The organism is Nonlabens agnitus (assembly GCF_002994045.1).
In the GTDB taxonomy this organism is placed as follows: Bacteria; Bacteroidota; Bacteroidia; order Flavobacteriales; family Flavobacteriaceae; genus Nonlabens; species Nonlabens agnitus.
This window is the reverse complement of record NZ_MQUC01000003.1, coordinates 2,430,754-2,447,108: the sequence shown is the minus strand read 5'-3', so window position 1 is coordinate 2,447,108 and position 16,355 is coordinate 2,430,754. Positions and strand designations below refer to the sequence as shown.

Genomic DNA, 16,355 nt, shown 5'->3' with positions numbered 1-16,355 from the left:
GGTATTTTATTAGTTAATCCTGAAATTCAAACAAAGGATCATTTTCTCTTCCATCTTCTTTTCTGATATTAGGATGTACATCATTAAATATTTGAACTATATCAATATCTGATACAAGCAAACTTTCTCTGATATTATGGATCATTCTATAATCAGTAAAGAACTTATGATTTGAATTTTCCCAATTATTTCCATAGTCAGCGTGCCAATTGTAGAATAAAAGCACTTGTTCTTCATTTGAAAGTTGAGCTCTCAATATTCTTAAGTAATTTCTCTTATCCTCATATTTCAAAAGTTCTCTTCTTTGATTACAGACAAACTTTACAGTTTGATAGAGATGTCTGTAATAGTGTGACAACTGTGATGAATGACCTTTAAATACATCAATCCTCAAGTCTTCAATTGATAATCCTTTAACTAATCTCAACTTATTAACCCAAGAACTCAAACGATAATACTTTGATTCTTGATAGACCTTTGAAACATCATATAAATCACCATTCAAATTTGGCTCTTTCAAGTTGATTATTGAATTAATATTAGTTTGGTCTTTAAGTATATGTGGTACTAAACTTGCGCCGTCATAAAAGATTGAATATGCAGATTTGAATTGATTAAAACCAATTGATGTTTCTTTATAGAAGGATGCTATTTGGTAAATAATATTGAATTCCTTCAAATAAATATCAAATACTTCTCGTCCAGTGATTACTCTATGATCATTTGATTTATCAGGAATTGGATGAGAGTACTGGATAATCTTCATTTCATTTACATTTTCCTTATGTAAACGAATCATTTCATAAAATTGATTTTCAAATTGAGTTCGCTCAAACTGTTTTCTTTGCTCCTCTAATTCTTCTGAAAATTGTCTTTTATCTTCTTTTAATTGCTGAGTAAACTGCTCTCTTTGCTGCTTGTTTGCCTTGAATTGCATATAAAATGCAAGAAAAGTTAGAATAGCTGCACCAATTGCGATAAATGGATTCATTATACCACCAAGTGTATCGCCGAGTGGACTATTATCGCTTAATATCAACCATGAGAATTCAGTAAATATATAAGGAGCAAAAAATGAAAAAACGATAAATAGAAAAGCGATTACAATCAATATGATTGAAAATGTGCTTAGTTTGCCTGAATAATTATTTACTTCTTCTGCCATTGAATTTAATATTTTGTAATCCCTGCTAGGGATAGCAGCGACATCCTTTTGAGATCTCACAGGTTGTTAAAACCTGTGAGATATTCAAAAGATAAAGCGGATAGCCCGACACTATTCTTTCCCAAGAAAGAATAGTGGAGCGTCCTAAAATGTACCTAGATATTCCCCAACTTTTTGTTGGATAATCCCATTCCCTTAGCAAGGTTCATGAGGTTGGTCAACATGTTCTGGTCTTCATTATTGTCAACTCTGGCTTGTAGATCGATCAACAAATTAGCAATCGTCAGGTTCTTGATATCTTCAGAACTGATGTCATAACGGTCTGCAAAGTCCTTTACTTTATCGAGTAGGTTTCCTTTCACATCGTCGCTTCCTAGAATGGCATCTTTGACCTCAGATACGGTTTCAGAATGTTTGACCAGTCTGTCGTAGCCTTTAGCCTTAGTGATTTGACCTATGATTTGTTCAAAGAACATGGTCTCACCACCTACAATGTCAATCTTAGCTGCTTTTAATGCATCTCCTATCACTTGCGCTTGTGCGTCTGCAATATCTTTCTGGATATTGATTTGTGCCAGGTCTACTTGAAGTTCTTTATCCAGACGTAGTTTGAACTCTTCATGGTCCTTACCTACACCGTCCAGTTTCTTCATGGCATTTGCTTTCTCTTCAATACCAGCGGCATCTGCAAGGGCTTTTTCTTTGATTACTTCTGCCTCTGCCAGTCCATCTTGACGTTTTGCAGCAGCTTTGGCGGTAATTCCGCTGGCTTCGGCTTCTGCTTTTTTCTGGATTATGAGTGCATCTACAATTCCTTGACGCTCGCTAGCCTCTGCTTTTGCATGCATTACTTGTGCTTCAGAAAGACCTACGGTAGCTTCTTCTTTAGCTTGCGCCTCAGCAAGAATCTTACGGGCATCTGCCTCTTTTTCACTAGCTTCTTTGTGAGCCAAGGCTTCAATGTTGATCTCTTCTGCTTTTTGAATAGCCGCTTGTTTAGAAGCCTCTGCAGCAATGGTAATTCTTATTAACTCGTCCTGCGCTTTGGCCTCTGCATTAGTGATGGCCACTTGTTTTGCACGATCTGCAGATTTGAAAGCCTCGATGTCTTTCATATTTTCCTGCTCTTCTACCACTCCTTTTTCCAGAACCACTCGATCTCTAATGACATCCTGAATGTTCTTCTTCTCAACCTCAACTACTTTTTCTTTCTCGATTTGAGCTAGAGTAACGACTCTTTCACGTTCTGTCGCTTCTAGTAATCGGTCTTTTTCTACACGCTCAGTTTCAACCGCATCGGTACGTTGCTTGTTCTTTTCTGCCACGATAATCTGCCGCTGCATGTTCTCTTCGGCAATTTTTACCTTTTCCTCAGTTGCTATACGAGCAGTTTCTGATTTGAGTCGTTCTTCTTCAGAGACTTTTAGGGTTTCTGCTTCCTCACGAGATTTTATGTTTGCAATCTCACGTTTTTGTTGCTCTTCTTTTTCTGCCAGTTGTTTGTCCAGTTCAAGGATGGCTTCACGCGCTTCTACATCTTGTTTGCGAATGGTTTTTTCTTCATCGCGTGTGATCAAGTTGGCCTTGATGTTTTGAGCTGCCGTTAATTCAGTAATCTTCTTGATACCTTCTGCATCCAGAATGTTGTCTTTTTTCAAGAATTCTACACTGGTTTGCTCTAAAAAGTCAATGGCACAGTCTTCTAACGTGTAGCCGTTCAGGTCAGTTCCAATGATATCAACAATCTCGTCACGGAACTCGCGACGTGCTTCATACAAATCGATAAACTGGAACTTCTTTCCAACTGTTTTAAGCGCTTCAGAGAACTTGGCTTCAAAAAGATCTTCTAGCGTTTCAATGCGAGAGGCACGTTGCACACCTATGGTTTGCGCCACTTTCTTGATGTACTCTACCTCGTTATTGACGCGTACAAAAAAAGCTACTTTAATATCGGCTCTCATGTTGTCCTTACATATCAAACCTTCCACGCCCATTCGCTCAATCTGGATTTTCTTAACCGAAATATCCATGGTCTCCACACGGTGGAAAACCGGCACTACATACAACCCTTTGTCTGTAGCGACTTTTGTACCTCCAAAACCTGTACGCACCAGCGCCTGTCCTTGATGTACTTTTTTGTAAAACATCGCAATGATTGCGAAGTAAACGATGACTAGGAAAAGGAGAATTCCCAGTCCTGTTACAATAATTCCTAAAATTCCGTCCATAGTTGTTTTTTGGTTGTGCAGAAGGATTTCTGCGGTGGTTATTATTAATTAATTTTTTAATTGTGAAATGTCTTCGACAAGCTCAGACTGATATGTTGATGGATTACGCTTTACTCACTAAAAAATAGTTTTTATCGTCTGATTGCTTGATGATGAGCACGCTTTCGCGAAAGCGTAATTCTGATCCATCCAGCGACTTGACATAAATACTCATAGGGTTTCCATCGGCAAGCACTTCTGCATTGCCCAATTTATCGCCAGAAATGGAGGACATCAAGATAGCGCTGCGACCCAAAAAGTCCACTGCTTTGTCTCCATCTTTATTCAAGTTTTTGAAAAAGGCCTTAAAAGGCGTGGTCAACACTTTAGTCACAAATAGCGCTGGAATGATCGCTGCCAGCACGATGATGAAGCCAAAAATGTTGTCATAGCTTCCCGTAACGGCCGTGGTTAAAACGCTCATGAGCCACCATATGAAGATCCAAAAGGTAAAGGTGAACATGAACGGCAAACCCACAAAATTGAAGTAGATTAAGATGATTTGCCACCATTTGAGCTGGCGCGTGCGCTTATTGACGACGTGCTCGCGATCTACCTCGGCATTAGCAACATCTTCAAAATCAAGGTTACCACCTTCAATGCTGTCAAAATCCATGTCCAGATCTGCATCTACATCGATGTCAACGTCTACATCCAGGTCAAGATCAATACCGCTAATCATGGTAAAAATCCAATAGACAATGAGGATGAGCAGCAGCACCGTAAGTGTGATGTTCACTTCAGAAAATAGTATGTTGAAATAGTTTTCCAATGGTTGGTTGTTAATGGTTAGAGTTTTCTTGTCACTCTGAGCACTTCGATAAACTCAGCACAAGCCTGTCGAGTTGGGACTGGACAAAAACTTGTTGCTTAACGACACGTCTTAGAAATGCTTAGACTGACAACTTGCGCTGGCAATAGAAACCTACGCCTCATCTTTTTTAATACCTAGTTGCTCTTTCAACTTGGCAAGATCATCTTCTACTTTGGTCTGCTTTGTATCTGCCGCAGCATCGATCTCATCATCTACACTTGTTTTAGAGCCAGCCATCTCGCTGTAGGCTTCGGCAAGAGCCTCGTCTTGTGCTACCTTTTCCTTCATGCGTTCCAGCATGCTTACCGTGCCAGTGCTGTCCAGTTCTGCCATTTGCTTGTTGACATTTTTTGTAGCATCGCTCACTTTGACACGTGCCTTCAATGTTTTTAATTCATTTTCCCAGTTGGTGATGTTTGACTTGATCGTGTCAATAGTCGATTTTAATTGACCCACGTTGTTTTCAAACTTCTCACTTTCCTTCTGGGCGCGTTCCACATTAAGCTGTGCTGCCTCTTTTTTGGCAAGTGCTTCTTTTGCAAGGCGATCTGCCTCTGCACTATCTATCTCGCCACTTTGGGCTTTTTTGAGAATGATAATCGCTTTTTGTTCATAATCCTTTGCGATAGCAGCATGCTCTTCCTTGTCATTTTTAGAGCGTATGGCGAGTGCCTTGACCTGTGCCATTGCCTCGACACTTTTGTTGAGGTCTTCTTTCATGTCAAGAATTCCTTGTTCGGTCATTTTGATGGGGTCTTCCATGTTGTTGACCGCTGCGTTTGCTTCTGCCTGTCCTATTTTGAAAAGTCGTTTGAATATGTTCATGATGTTCGTTTTTAGTATTTTGAAAATTTAATAATCTGGTCAGAGTACTCGCTTAAGAGCAAGCTTAACGAGTTAAGAGTGCCTTCAAGCTCATTCAGGTCGATGTTTTCTATTTGTAGCGTGTCCCTAAAGATGACTTTAGTTCCACTCTCGTCCAGGACAAAAGCGCCGTGAATGATGTCTCTATTTTTTTGAAGCAGGCTTTTAAACACCTCTTCGTTTTTATTATTGATCTTGAAAATGTATTGCTCCATAATTAGAATGGGTGGCGCGATACCTAGAATAAGGTTCTTGACGCCTACACTTTCTTTTTCAATGACAAGAATGCCGTCAGTCCGGTTTTCTCTGGTAATCTCAAAATTAAGTTCCTGTAAGAAATCCTTAATTGTATTAAAATAGTTGTCCATAGGCATTTTTATTACTGGTTTAATATTACGAAAAGCTCTTGCGAGATCACAGGAAAACCGTAAGGCATTCTTGAAGGTAAAGTAGAATAAGTGTGGTCATAGATGTAGTTTTAAGTTGGATAGATTTTTTAACTTTTACTATTTCGCTTTCGCGAAAGCGAACTCTGCACTGGCCTATTGCATCGTTCTACTTTGTTGATCAATAACAGTCATATAGGTACATTAATGTTCAAATAATTAGCAACATCCAATATATATTGCTAATATTGTTAGTGTAAATATATACAAAAAGTTTTAATTGCAAATAAAATTAGCAAAATAATGTCGTTTTTTGGTAAAAACATTAAAAAGATACGTGGTGTTAAGGGTTTGTCTCAACAGGCATTTGCCGATATGTTTGACTTAAAGCGCGGTACTTTAGGGGCTTATGAAGAAGGTCGTAGTGAACCAAAGATCGAGACCATTATCACGATTGCTAATTATTTTAGCATTTCAATAGACGACATGTTAACTGCCGAGTTAACGGTGAACCAATTATTACGATTTAATGATCAACTTACCGTTTCTCCCGAAGAGCTGGAGCGTGAGAAGTTTGCCAGTGTGCCCTGCATCACGCCTAATAATGCTGGCGATTACCTAGAATACAGCCTGAATGAGCAATTTATGCAGGACATGCCGCAGCTTCAATTACCTATTAATCTAGATAAGAAATTCATTGCTTACACCGTAGATAGTCTGGAAATGACAAGCCGTGATGAGGGCTTGTTCCCTAAAGATATTGTGATTGCCGAGTTTGTTCCCGCTAACGTTGTTTCTAAACTTAATGCTGGCACCATGGTCCTGGTCGTGACAGCAGATCAATTTATTTTGCGTAGAATGTACCTTACCGGCAAGAAGTTGACCTTAAGGGCTGACCACAATAAGATTGAAGACATGACGCTGGAATTATCACAAGTCAAGCAAGTATGGCGCGCACGTTATGTCTTTTACCGTCGACTGCCTGAAATTGCTAATGATATATCGAGCAAAATGAATGCCCTTCAACAACAGATGGAGGAATTACGAAAGTTGACGAGTTGATTTATCCTTCTTTAGATAGATCATCGTCATAAAATGCAATGGAAGTTTTAGTGCACTGGCCAGTTGCATCTGTATTCTCAATTTTGGAGCAGGCTTTACCGTCTGGTATGCAACCCTTTGAACTGGAACTTGAGGTGCAAATAGTGTTGCCTGTATAATAGGCTCCTTTTTCAGAATTATAATCAATCGCTATGGTAGTAATCTTTCCATCTTCTCTGTACAATCTCAAAAACCTATTCCCATCAATGGTTTCTATCTTGTAGGTATAGGAAACTAAATTGCCGTCGTTACTCTCCATAATAAATTTAGTTGCGGCATTTAAAAGAGATGATTCTGTTACTGCCAGCTGAAAAGTCGAAGCGTCGCCAACACCTATTTTAGCCTCGGCAAACCGACTCATTTCTTCCAGCTCTGGTGTTTGTGCTGTCGTGTCGTTTTTTTCTTGAGTCTTGCATGCAGTTATCCCGACGCAAAAGGCAAGTACATAGATCAATTTTAATCTCATAGCTACTGAATTATAGAAGGTTAAGATAGAATATTTTGTAATGCTATTCTAAGAAGAAAGTAATTTCTCAAACTCTTCAAGACCCATCGCATCCTGTACGTTGTAGTCACCAATTTTGGTTTTGTGTAGTGCGTTCAGACCTAATCAGAATAAAATATGCCTTATTTAAAATGTATTTTAATGAAGGCATATTTTAAGATAAAATGAATCTATTTACATTTAATAATCACTTCACGGCACACATGCACCTAAAAATACCTGTTTCGCTCTCTGATGATGATTGCGTTAGTTCAAGAAATTTGCGATCACTAAAAAGTATGAACTTACCTCGATCATAATATTTTCTAAGTTTCAAACCTTCAACATCCAAAGGTCCCTTATCGATAATTTTGAGTTTTTTTGATTCTGTAAATTGCTCTTTCGCTACTTTTAATACTTCACTCGTGGATAAAAAGTAATTAAATTTACTATAGGGTAACTCACTATACCTACTGTCGTTTTTTTGCAATAAATAAAGCATGTTCGTTCTCCAGCTACAAAATAATCTTGCTTGCTGTTGTGTAGCCATCGTAACAGGGTTTCTCGAATATTCAACGTCGCGATAATAATATTTTGAATAATCTTGTTTTTGTAAATCTTGATAGAACCAATCTTCAGGATAAACTAGATTTAGAAAAACTTCACTTTTCAAAGTATCCATCGGTATGTCAATGATCTCTTCCATACTTAAGGAGTCACGCTTAAGAATCAGATCGTAATTCCAACCTTTTTTGATGGTCTCAATCATTTCCAAATACATGCTATGTGTGACTGGAGATTTATCTATAAATAAGCTATCATTAATCCTAATGGTTCCTGGCGGTATATTAGTCAGCTCATCTGGCATGTTTGTTAAAAACTCCATTTGACCCATGGAAAGGTTTGAAAAAATTATAAGAAGTAATAAAGCTTTTTTCATTGTTATGTTTCTAAAAATTTCTCAAACTCCTCAAGATCCATCGCATCCTGCACGTTGTAGTCACCAATTTTGGTCCGGCGCAACGCGCTCAAGTGACCACCATTATTTAAGGCAGCACCATAATCATTTGCTAGTGACCTGATGTAGGTTCCTTTACTACAGGAGATTCTAAAATCTACTTCGGGCAGTTCTATTTTAGTGAGTTCAAACGCAGAAACATGAACCGCACGAGTTGGAATCTCGGTTGTTTTTCCTTCTCGAGCCAGCTCGTACAATCGCTTTCCTTCTTGTTTTATAGCACTGAAAATGGGCGGTCGTTGCTGTATATCACCAGTGAATGGTACGGTGGTTGACTGTAGTAGCTCTTCTGTTAAGTGGTCGGTAGAAAAGGTTTGATCAATCTCGGTTTCCAGATCATAACTAGGTGTGGTAGCTCCCAAAGTTATGGTTCCTGTATACTCTTTTTCTTGAGCTTGATAGGTAGTGATGTTTTTGGTTTCCTTTCCTGTGCATATAATCAGCAAACCGGTCGCTAGTGGATCCAACGTTCCAGCGTGACCTACCTTGATTTTCTTCAATCCGTAGCGCTGTTTGATCATCCAGCGTACTTTGTTGACCACTTGAAAAGAGGTCCAGTTTAAAGGCTTGTCAAATAGTAGGACTTTACCAGTGAGATAGGGATTGTCAGGAACTTGGGAACTCAATACTTTAAATTTCTAATGAATAGTTGGGCTGCAGTTAGGCAGCTAGGCTACCGGCGATGATGGCTATAATACCTACTGCAAAACAATAATAGGAGAAGTAGTGCAGCTTAGCCTTCTTGACTAAAGAGATCATCCAGGTACATGCGATCAAACCAGTGATAAACGCCGCAATAAATCCAAAAAGCAATGGCAAGCTGGCGCTGCTTTCATAATTGAGGTCGCCGCTCATCACGTCTTTGGCAATTTTACCCAAGATCAACGGTACTACCATCAAAAATGAAAATCGAGCTGCTTTGGTACGATCGTTTCCTAATAATACCGATGTAGAAATGGTGGCACCACTACGTGAAACGCCTGGCAAAATAGCAATCGCCTGAGCCACACCTATAATAACAGCATCTTTCCAGGTCACGGCTTTGCCCGTGTTTTTTGCTCGGCCAGCAAGAAACAGTAGCAAACCTGTCACGATTAGCATAAAGCCCACCAGCAAGACGTTACCGCCAAAAAGCGACTCCAACTCTTCTTCAAATAATAAACCGACGAAAACTGCTGGAATCATCGACAGCACGATTTTTGCGGCAAACTGGGTTTCCTCATTCCACTGAAAGGAGAAAACACCTTTCAGCAATTTTAGAATGTCTTTTCTAAAAACTACAATCGTACTCAATGCGGTCGCAAAGTGCAGCACCACCGTAAACATCAGACTTTCTTCAGGAACCGAGCTATCGCCTAGAATGGCTTTGCCTAATTCTAAATGGCCGCTGGAAGAAACCGGTAGAAATTCCGTTAATCCTTGAATAACTCCTAGGATCATCGCATCAATAGCCTCCATTATTTGTCAGGATCTAAAAGGATCGCATAAACTTGTATCCCAAACCCAATAATCACTAGCGCTGGCGCCAGTCGTATACGTCGCCAGTGAAAGATACCTGGATTGAAAACAGCAGGATCATCACTGCCACCGCCTATCATTAATATAAATCCAAGCGCGATCACGGCAAGACCTATGATCATCCATGTGTAATTTTTCTTCTTGAACACAAAACCAAAAACCGGCTTGACATAATCAGGCTCGTTGTTTTGGACAGGTTCGTTCTTTTTGACTTTTTTACTCATAATGCTTTTTAAAATTCCGCTTTCGCGCCTGCCTGTCGGCAGACAGGAAAGCGATATATCCACACCACACTTCAATAATAGGTCTATGCTCCATATTCTTGCAGCGCAGCGGTCTTGCTTCCTATTCTCAAGAGTGGTCAATAATACAACTCATCCGCTCTCAAATTCAAATATCTGGTCGTTGCAAAAAAGGTACTGATCAAACTGATCAATACACCAAAAACCAAAACGCCCACAAACAAGATCGCCAGCATTTTATAGTTCTGTAAAATCTCCAGTTCTGGCACATAACCATCCATCCAGTAGACCACGGCGCCCAGCGCTACCAGTGCCAGCAACGCACCTATAATGCCCAGTTTGATGCTGGTCAGGATAAAAGGTTTGCGTATAAAACCTTTGGTCGCACCTACCATTTGCATGGTTTTGATGGTAAAACGCTTGGCATAAATCGATAACCTGATGGAGCTGTTGATTAATAAAAATGCGATAAAAATAAAAACACCACTCACGATCAACATCCAGAAAGAGATGCGCTTCACATTCTCGTTAAGCAAAGAAACCAGCGGCTTGTCATAACTCACTTCCTGCACAAAATCCTTAGCGGCAAGATCATCAGCGATTTGTTGGATCTGGCTATCATCCACAAAGCTAGCGTTCAAACGCACGTCGATGGAATTGGGAATAGGGTTAAAACCATCCAGTTTTGCCACAAAATTCTCGCCCAGATCTTCCATGGTTTGTTTTGCGCCTTCTTCACTGCTGACGAAAACAGCACTCTTGGTATAGTCTGCCATTTGCAGGGATTTCTCCAGTTGTTGCATCTCTACATCCTTGGCGCTATCCTTAAAATAGATGGACATAGGCACCTGCTCGCGGAAGTAATCGGCCAACTTCTGGCTATTCAGCAAGAAAAATCCTTGCAGGCCCAACATAAAAAGTACCAAGAAAACACTGATCACGACCCAAAAATAGGAGCTGAACAAGCGGCGTTTTTGATAGGAAGAAGAGGATGCCATAAATCGCTGTTGCAATGAATTAAGAGAACAAAAATAACAAAGTTCCCGAGCTGTCTGGGTTTACAACGCTATAAGTTTCCTACTTGTTGCAAAGGGATTATTTTTGCGCCTTACAAAACCACTCGCATGCTACTGTACGACCACAAGGAAATTGAGAAGAAATGGCAAAACTATTGGGCTCAAAACGGCACGTTCCACGCTCAAAACCACTCTGACAAGCCTAAATTCTATGCGCTGGATATGTTCCCATATCCCAGTGGCGCTGGACTGCACGTGGGTCACCCATTGGGTTACATTGCGAGTGACATCGTCTCCAGATACAAGCGCCACACAGGCTTCAATGTCCTGCATCCCATGGGTTATGACAGCTTTGGCTTGCCGGCAGAACAGTACGCGATCCAGACCGGACAGCATCCAGCCATCACGACTAAGGAAAACATTGCGAGATACCGCGAGCAGATGGACCGCATCGGTTTCAGTTTTGATTGGTCGCGCGAGGTCAAGACCAGTGATCCCAGCTATTACAAGTACACCCAAGAGATTTTTATCCTGTTGTTTGAGAGCTGGTACGATAACGATTTGAATAAGGCACGTCCTATTGAAGAATTGGTAGCTCGCTTTCGCGAAAGCGGAACAACCTCCATCAATGCTGCAACAGACGAAGATCTGAAACAATTCACAGCTGCCGAATGGAACTCGTACACCGATCAGGAGCAACAAAAAATCCTACTCGATTATCGCCTGACATTCCTGGCTGATACCGAAGTGAACTGGTGTCCAGCACTGGGAACCGTGCTGGCAAATGATGAGATTGTCAATGGTGTGAGCGAGCGTGGTGGCCATCCTGTGGTGCGCAAGAAAATGCGCCAATGGATGATGAGAATTAGTGCGTTTGCAGAGCGTTTATTGAACGACCTGGAAGACCTGGACTGGAGTGAATCCATCAAAGAAATACAACGCAACTGGATTGGAAAATCCATTGGTTCCATGGTTTCTTTCAAACTTGAAGGGAACTTTCCCTTTAGGGGAAATACCGCAGGCAATGGGGCTAAAATTGATGTATTTACAACTCGTCCAGACACCATTTATGGAGTTACGTTTATGACGCTAGCACCAGAACATGAACTGGTTGACATCATCACAACCCCAGAACAAAAAGAAGCGGTCGAGGCCTACAAAAAAGCCACCGCAGCACGATCAGAGCGCGAGCGTATGGCAGATGTGAAGACGATTTCTGGAGTATTTACGGGTTCTTATGCCACGCATCCATTAAGCGGTGAAAAAATACCGGTCTGGATAGGTGATTATGTTTTGGCAGGATATGGGACTGGAGCTGTTATGGCCGTACCATGTGGTGATGAGCGCGACCATGCGTTTGCCAATTTCTTTGCCGGTCAAAACGGAATGCCCGAAATCAAAAACATTTTCAAAGATGTAGATGTAAGCGAGGAAGCTTATGCCGCTAAAGACGATACCAAACTCACCAACAGCGATTTCCTTAACGGAATGAGCTATGCTTCTGGTGCGATGGCAGCTGCTATTGACAAATTGGAAGAAGTCGGTGCTGGAAAAGGAAAAACCAATTATAGATTACGCGATGCGGTGTTCTCCAGACAACGCTATTGGGGCGAGCCGTTCCCAGTATATTATAAGGACGGTTTGCCACAAATGATCGACCGCAAGCATTTGCCGCTGGAATTACCAGAAGTTGACGAATACCTACCTACTGAAGATGGTGCGCCACCACTTGGTCGTGCGACCACTTGGAGCTGGTGTACCAAAGAAAACAAAGTGGTTTCCAATGATGACGATCGCGACTGCGTGTATCCGTTAGAATTGAATACTATGCCGGGTTGGGCAGGAAGTTCTTGGTACATGTTTAGGTACATGGATGCCAATAACGAGAACGAAATGTTCTCTAAAGAAGCACAGGAATACTGGCAAAACGTCGATCTATACATAGGCGGTAGCGAGCACGCTACGGGCCATTTGTTGTATAGTAGATTTTGGGTAAAGTTGCTGCACGATTTAGGAAAAGTCACAGTCAACGAGCCGTTCCAAAAGATGATCAATCAAGGGATGATACTTGGGGAAGGAAATTTTATATCCAAAATCGTGCTAGCCAGAACGGCTTTTGCTGGGAAATCAGGATACTCTTCGAAACAAATTGAATATTTCAATGAATTGGCTGCTAGGCTACCAGATGCTTACGTAAGCTTTAAAATGTTAATGGATAATAATGGTAACAGCCCTTCATTCAACGAGCTCATTGAAAAATATAAACTAGAAGACTTCAAAAACTTTCTTGAAGAAATAGATGATGAGATAATTCATCCGAGTTTATTGTCAACAGCTATCAACGATGTCAGAATTGATATATCCTTAGTTAAGGATTATGAATTAAATTTTCAAAAACTAGATAAGGCTAGACCAGAATTAGCTTCTGGTTATTTTCTTAAAGAAAAAGATGGAACATTTAGAGTTTCTGGTGAAGTAGAAAAAATGTCCAAGTCCAAATACAACGTTGTGAACCCAGACGACATCTGTGATCAATATGGAGCAGATACCTTGCGTTTGTATGAGATGTTCTTAGGTCCGCTGGAGCAGGCCAAACCGTGGAACACGGCAGGAATCACAGGGGTTTACGGTTTTATGAAAAAACTGTGGAAGCTCTATCATGATGAGAATGGGTTTAATGTTTCTGACGAGAAAGCATCGCCAGACAGCATGAAAACACTGCATAAGACCATCAAGAAAACCCGCGAGGATATTGAGAACTTCTCGTTCAATACCAGCGTGAGCAGCTTTATGATCGCAGTGAACGAATTGACCGCTCAAAAATGCAACCACCGCGAGGTGCTGGAACCACTAGCGATACTGGTTTCACCTTACGCACCGCACATTGCCGAGGAACTATGGTCATTGTTGGGACATAACGAATCCATCAGCAAGGCGCCGTTCCCAGTTTTTGAGGAGAAATATTTAGTCGAGAGCAGTAAGACCTATCCTATTTCGTTTAACGGTAAGATGAAATTCACGCTGGATCTACCGGTTGACATCTCTAAAGACGATCTAGAAAAAATGGTATTGGAAAACGAAAAAGTCCAAGAGCAGTTGGAAGGAAAAGTGGTACGCAAGACCATCATCGTTCCCGGTAAGATTGTGAATTTTGTGGTAGGATAACCAGTGTTGTCACGCAAATCACCAGCCGCTTCAAGTCAATAAACGAACCGTCACGCTGAATTTATTTCAGCGTCTCGCGGATCTTAGGTGGAACGAGTCATGGGAACAATAGTGTATCAGATCCTGAAACGAGTTCAGGATGACAGCTAGTGACTGGGTTTATGGAAAAACCATGTCTCGACTGCCGCTCGACACTGGTTTAAGACTATTGTAGTTTCGCACAATGTAAGCCGCTTCGAGCGGCAGTCGAGAAGGAGCGATTTGCTTGTTATGAAGATAGTGCAAGAACCATGTCTCGACACTTCGACAGGCTCACCGCAACGCTGTCGCTCGACACTGGTTTAACGGCATTGTTGTTTCGCACCATGTAAGCCGTTTCGATTAAGTATACGAATTGTTACGCTGAATTTATTTCAGCGTCTCGTGGATCTTGAGTGAAGATGTCATGGTAACAATCATCTAAGAGATCCTGAAACGAGTTCAGGATGACAGGTGGTGACTGGGGTTGTGCAAGAACCATGTCTCGACTGTCGCTCGACACTGGTTTCATGATCATTGCAATGTTGACGTTCGATGTAATTTACAGGCATTAGTTTCACACTTGGTAAGCCGCTTCGAGCGGCAGTCGAGAAGGAACGATTTCAATACGTCATTCTTGTCACTTGCAAATAAGCTTGTTCATTCCTCGCTTTCGCGAAAGCGAAAACATCTTTTAACAAGACCTTTGAAAGGCTGTTAATTGCTTTGCTACAAAGTGGTTGTAGGGTATCTTTGCAAACCCTTAAAAACGACACTTTTGAGTGAGGCACAAGCCATAGCGAAATCTCCCGGAATGCTGGCAAACTATGTGGAAATCACAAAGCCACGCTTGTCTATAGTCGTGGTGTTTTCTTCCATTGCTGGGTACTTTTTAGGCGCCGTGACCTATGACTGGTTGACGATTGTCTTACTTTGTATAGGCGGCTACTTTCTAGTAGGATCTTCAAATGTTTTTAATCAAATCATTGAACGTGATCGTGATGCGCTCATGAAACGCACCATGAACCGACCTATTCCCACGGGTCGTATCGCTGTGAATCATGCCTGGATTTTTGGGTTGACCATGGCGCTTACGGGCGTTTACTTATTGTATTTGATCAATTGGCCTACGGCATTTTTTGGCGCGCTTAGTATCATTCTTTATGCTGCTGTGTATACACCGTTAAAGACTAGAACACCGCTTTGTGTCTTTGTGGGCGCATTTCCTGGTGCGATTCCCTACATGCTGGGTTGGGTGGCTGCGAGCGGCAGCTTCGGCATTGAGCCTGGAACTTTGTTTATGTTGCAGTTTTTCTGGCAATTTCCGCACTTCTGGGCGATAGGATGGATGCTTGAGAGCGACTACAAAGCAGGTGGTTTTAAAATGTTGCCTACCGGCGGCGCAGACCGTGGAACGGCGATACAAATTATTTTATATACCATCTGGACCATCGCGGTATCGTTGATACCAGCCTTTGGTGTGACAGGTTCTTTATATATGACGATATGGAGTGCAGCGATCATTTTGCTGCTGGGACTTTGGTTTCTATACTATTCGGTCAAATTGTTTAGAGAACGAACTAATGCGGTCGCACGCAAGCTGATGCTGGTGAGTGTGAGCTATATAACTTTAATACAGATCATCTACGTAGTAGATAAATTTTTAAGATAATGACAGACGTAACGGAATTACCCATTGAGCAAAAGTTAGCTCGATCCAAAAAACAGATGATGTGGTTTGCCATAGCAAGTCTTGTTATGATGTTTGCGGGATTGACGAGTGCTTATGTGGTAAGTAGTAGTAGAAGAGACTGGGTTGATATTGATATGCCGTCGGAGTTTTTCTATAGTACAGGTGTAATTTTATTAAGTAGCTTGACCCTGTGGTTGGCTAAAAATCTCATTAAAAAGGACAATAAAAGTGCTGCGATGATTTTTACCATCGTGACTTTTGTCCTGGGAACCACATTTGTGGTCATGCAGTTCATGGGATTCAACTCCATTATCGAGATGGGTTACCGCTTTACAGGCGCGGCAAGTAATGTAAATGCGTCTTTTATCTATGTGATTGTAGTCGCGCACCTGGCACACATTGTAGCTGGATTGATATGCCTACTGGTAATGACCATCCAGACCATAAGAGGTAAATATACCAGTGAGAGCTTGTTAGGTTTTGAGTTGGGATCCATGTTTTGGCATTTTGTAGATGTACTTTGGATCTATTTACTATTGTTTTTAGTTTTTGCTAAAGATATTTTTTAGACCTATTTTTGCCACTTATTACAACTAATCTGAAG

General features: G+C 41.2%; 15 protein-coding genes. 4 read left to right on the top strand and 11 right to left on the bottom strand.

Translation table 11 applies throughout. The features are described from left to right. Positions 1-13: 13 nt before the first annotated feature. The 5 genes from BST86_RS11230 to BST86_RS11210 all read right to left on the bottom strand — a co-directional run bounded on the left by BST86_RS11230 (position 14) and on the right by BST86_RS11210 (position 5,478). A complete protein-coding gene (locus BST86_RS11230) occupies positions 14-1,165 on the bottom strand; it encodes a putative phage abortive infection protein (protein ID WP_105983327.1) in 1,152 nt (383 codons plus the stop codon). Positions 1,166-1,320: 155 nt separating this feature from the next. Continuing rightward, positions 1,321-3,393 carry an SPFH domain-containing protein gene (locus tag BST86_RS11225; protein WP_055411312.1) on the bottom strand — a complete coding sequence of 691 codons (2,073 nt, stop codon included), beginning with the start codon at positions 3,391-3,393 and terminating at the stop codon, positions 1,321-1,323. Positions 3,394-3,496: 103 nt separating this feature from the next. Then, complete coding sequence (locus BST86_RS11220) at positions 3,497-4,204, bottom strand: OB-fold-containig protein (RefSeq protein ID WP_105983326.1); 708 nt, start codon at positions 4,202-4,204, stop codon at positions 3,497-3,499. Positions 4,205-4,357: 153 nt separating this feature from the next. Beyond that, positions 4,358-5,071 (bottom strand): PspA/IM30 family protein, encoded by a 714-nt coding sequence (locus tag BST86_RS11215; protein WP_105983325.1) that lies wholly within the window; start codon positions 5,069-5,071, stop codon positions 4,358-4,360. An 11-nt stretch (positions 5,072-5,082) separates the two neighbouring features. Next, complete coding sequence (locus tag BST86_RS11210; protein WP_055413636.1) at positions 5,083-5,478, bottom strand: YbjN domain-containing protein; 396 nt, start codon at positions 5,476-5,478, stop codon at positions 5,083-5,085. Positions 5,479-5,799: 321 nt separating this feature from the next. Here BST86_RS11210 and BST86_RS11205 point away from each other — a divergent pair, with 321 nt between their 5' ends. Further along, positions 5,800-6,558, top strand: coding sequence for a helix-turn-helix domain-containing protein (locus BST86_RS11205; RefSeq protein WP_105983324.1), 759 nt, complete (start codon positions 5,800-5,802; stop codon positions 6,556-6,558). Between the two features lies 1 nt (position 6,559). Here BST86_RS11205 and BST86_RS11200 read toward each other — a convergent pair whose 3' ends face one another. The 6 genes from BST86_RS11200 to BST86_RS11175 all read right to left on the bottom strand — a co-directional run bounded on the left by BST86_RS11200 (position 6,560) and on the right by BST86_RS11175 (position 10,857). Then, complete coding sequence (locus BST86_RS11200; protein WP_105983323.1) at positions 6,560-7,063, bottom strand: hypothetical protein; 504 nt, start codon at positions 7,061-7,063, stop codon at positions 6,560-6,562. A gap of 226 nt (positions 7,064-7,289) precedes the next feature. Beyond that, on the bottom strand, positions 7,290-8,021 hold the full coding sequence (locus BST86_RS11195; RefSeq protein ID WP_105983322.1) for a hypothetical protein: 732 nt from the start codon (positions 8,019-8,021) through the stop codon (positions 7,290-7,292). Positions 8,022-8,023: 2 nt separating this feature from the next. Next, positions 8,024-8,725 (bottom strand): tRNA pseudouridine(55) synthase TruB, encoded by a 702-nt coding sequence (gene truB / locus BST86_RS11190; protein WP_105983321.1) that lies wholly within the window; start codon positions 8,723-8,725, stop codon positions 8,024-8,026. 34 nt (positions 8,726-8,759) lie between these two features. Next, the gene (locus BST86_RS11185) at positions 8,760-9,557 is read right to left on the bottom strand and encodes an undecaprenyl-diphosphate phosphatase (RefSeq protein WP_105983320.1); all 798 of its coding nucleotides are present in this window, start codon (positions 9,555-9,557) and stop codon (positions 8,760-8,762) included. After that, positions 9,557-9,841 (bottom strand): DUF3098 domain-containing protein, encoded by a 285-nt coding sequence (locus BST86_RS11180; protein ID WP_105984018.1) that lies wholly within the window; start codon positions 9,839-9,841, stop codon positions 9,557-9,559. Before BST86_RS11180 ends, BST86_RS11185 begins: the two co-directional genes overlap by 1 nt. Before the next feature lie 137 nt (positions 9,842-9,978). Beyond that, positions 9,979-10,857 carry a cell division protein FtsX gene (locus BST86_RS11175; protein ID WP_105983319.1) on the bottom strand — a complete coding sequence of 293 codons (879 nt, stop codon included), beginning with the start codon at positions 10,855-10,857 and terminating at the stop codon, positions 9,979-9,981. Positions 10,858-10,983: 126 nt separating this feature from the next. Between BST86_RS11175 and BST86_RS11170 the strand changes: the two genes are divergently transcribed. From BST86_RS11170 to BST86_RS11160, 3 genes are all read left to right on the top strand, one after another. Beyond that, complete coding sequence (locus tag BST86_RS11170; protein ID WP_105983318.1) at positions 10,984-14,040, top strand: leucine--tRNA ligase; 3,057 nt, start codon at positions 10,984-10,986, stop codon at positions 14,038-14,040. A gap of 832 nt (positions 14,041-14,872) precedes the next feature. Further along, positions 14,873-15,730: a heme o synthase gene (gene cyoE, locus BST86_RS11165; protein ID WP_172443347.1), complete on the top strand. Its 858-nt coding sequence runs from the start codon at positions 14,873-14,875 to the stop codon at positions 15,728-15,730. Beyond that, entirely contained in the window at positions 15,730-16,320 is a 591-nt protein-coding gene (locus tag BST86_RS11160; RefSeq protein WP_242446518.1) for a cytochrome c oxidase subunit 3, read from the top strand. Before cyoE ends, BST86_RS11160 begins: the two co-directional genes overlap by 1 nt. Positions 16,321-16,355 lie beyond the last annotated feature (35 nt).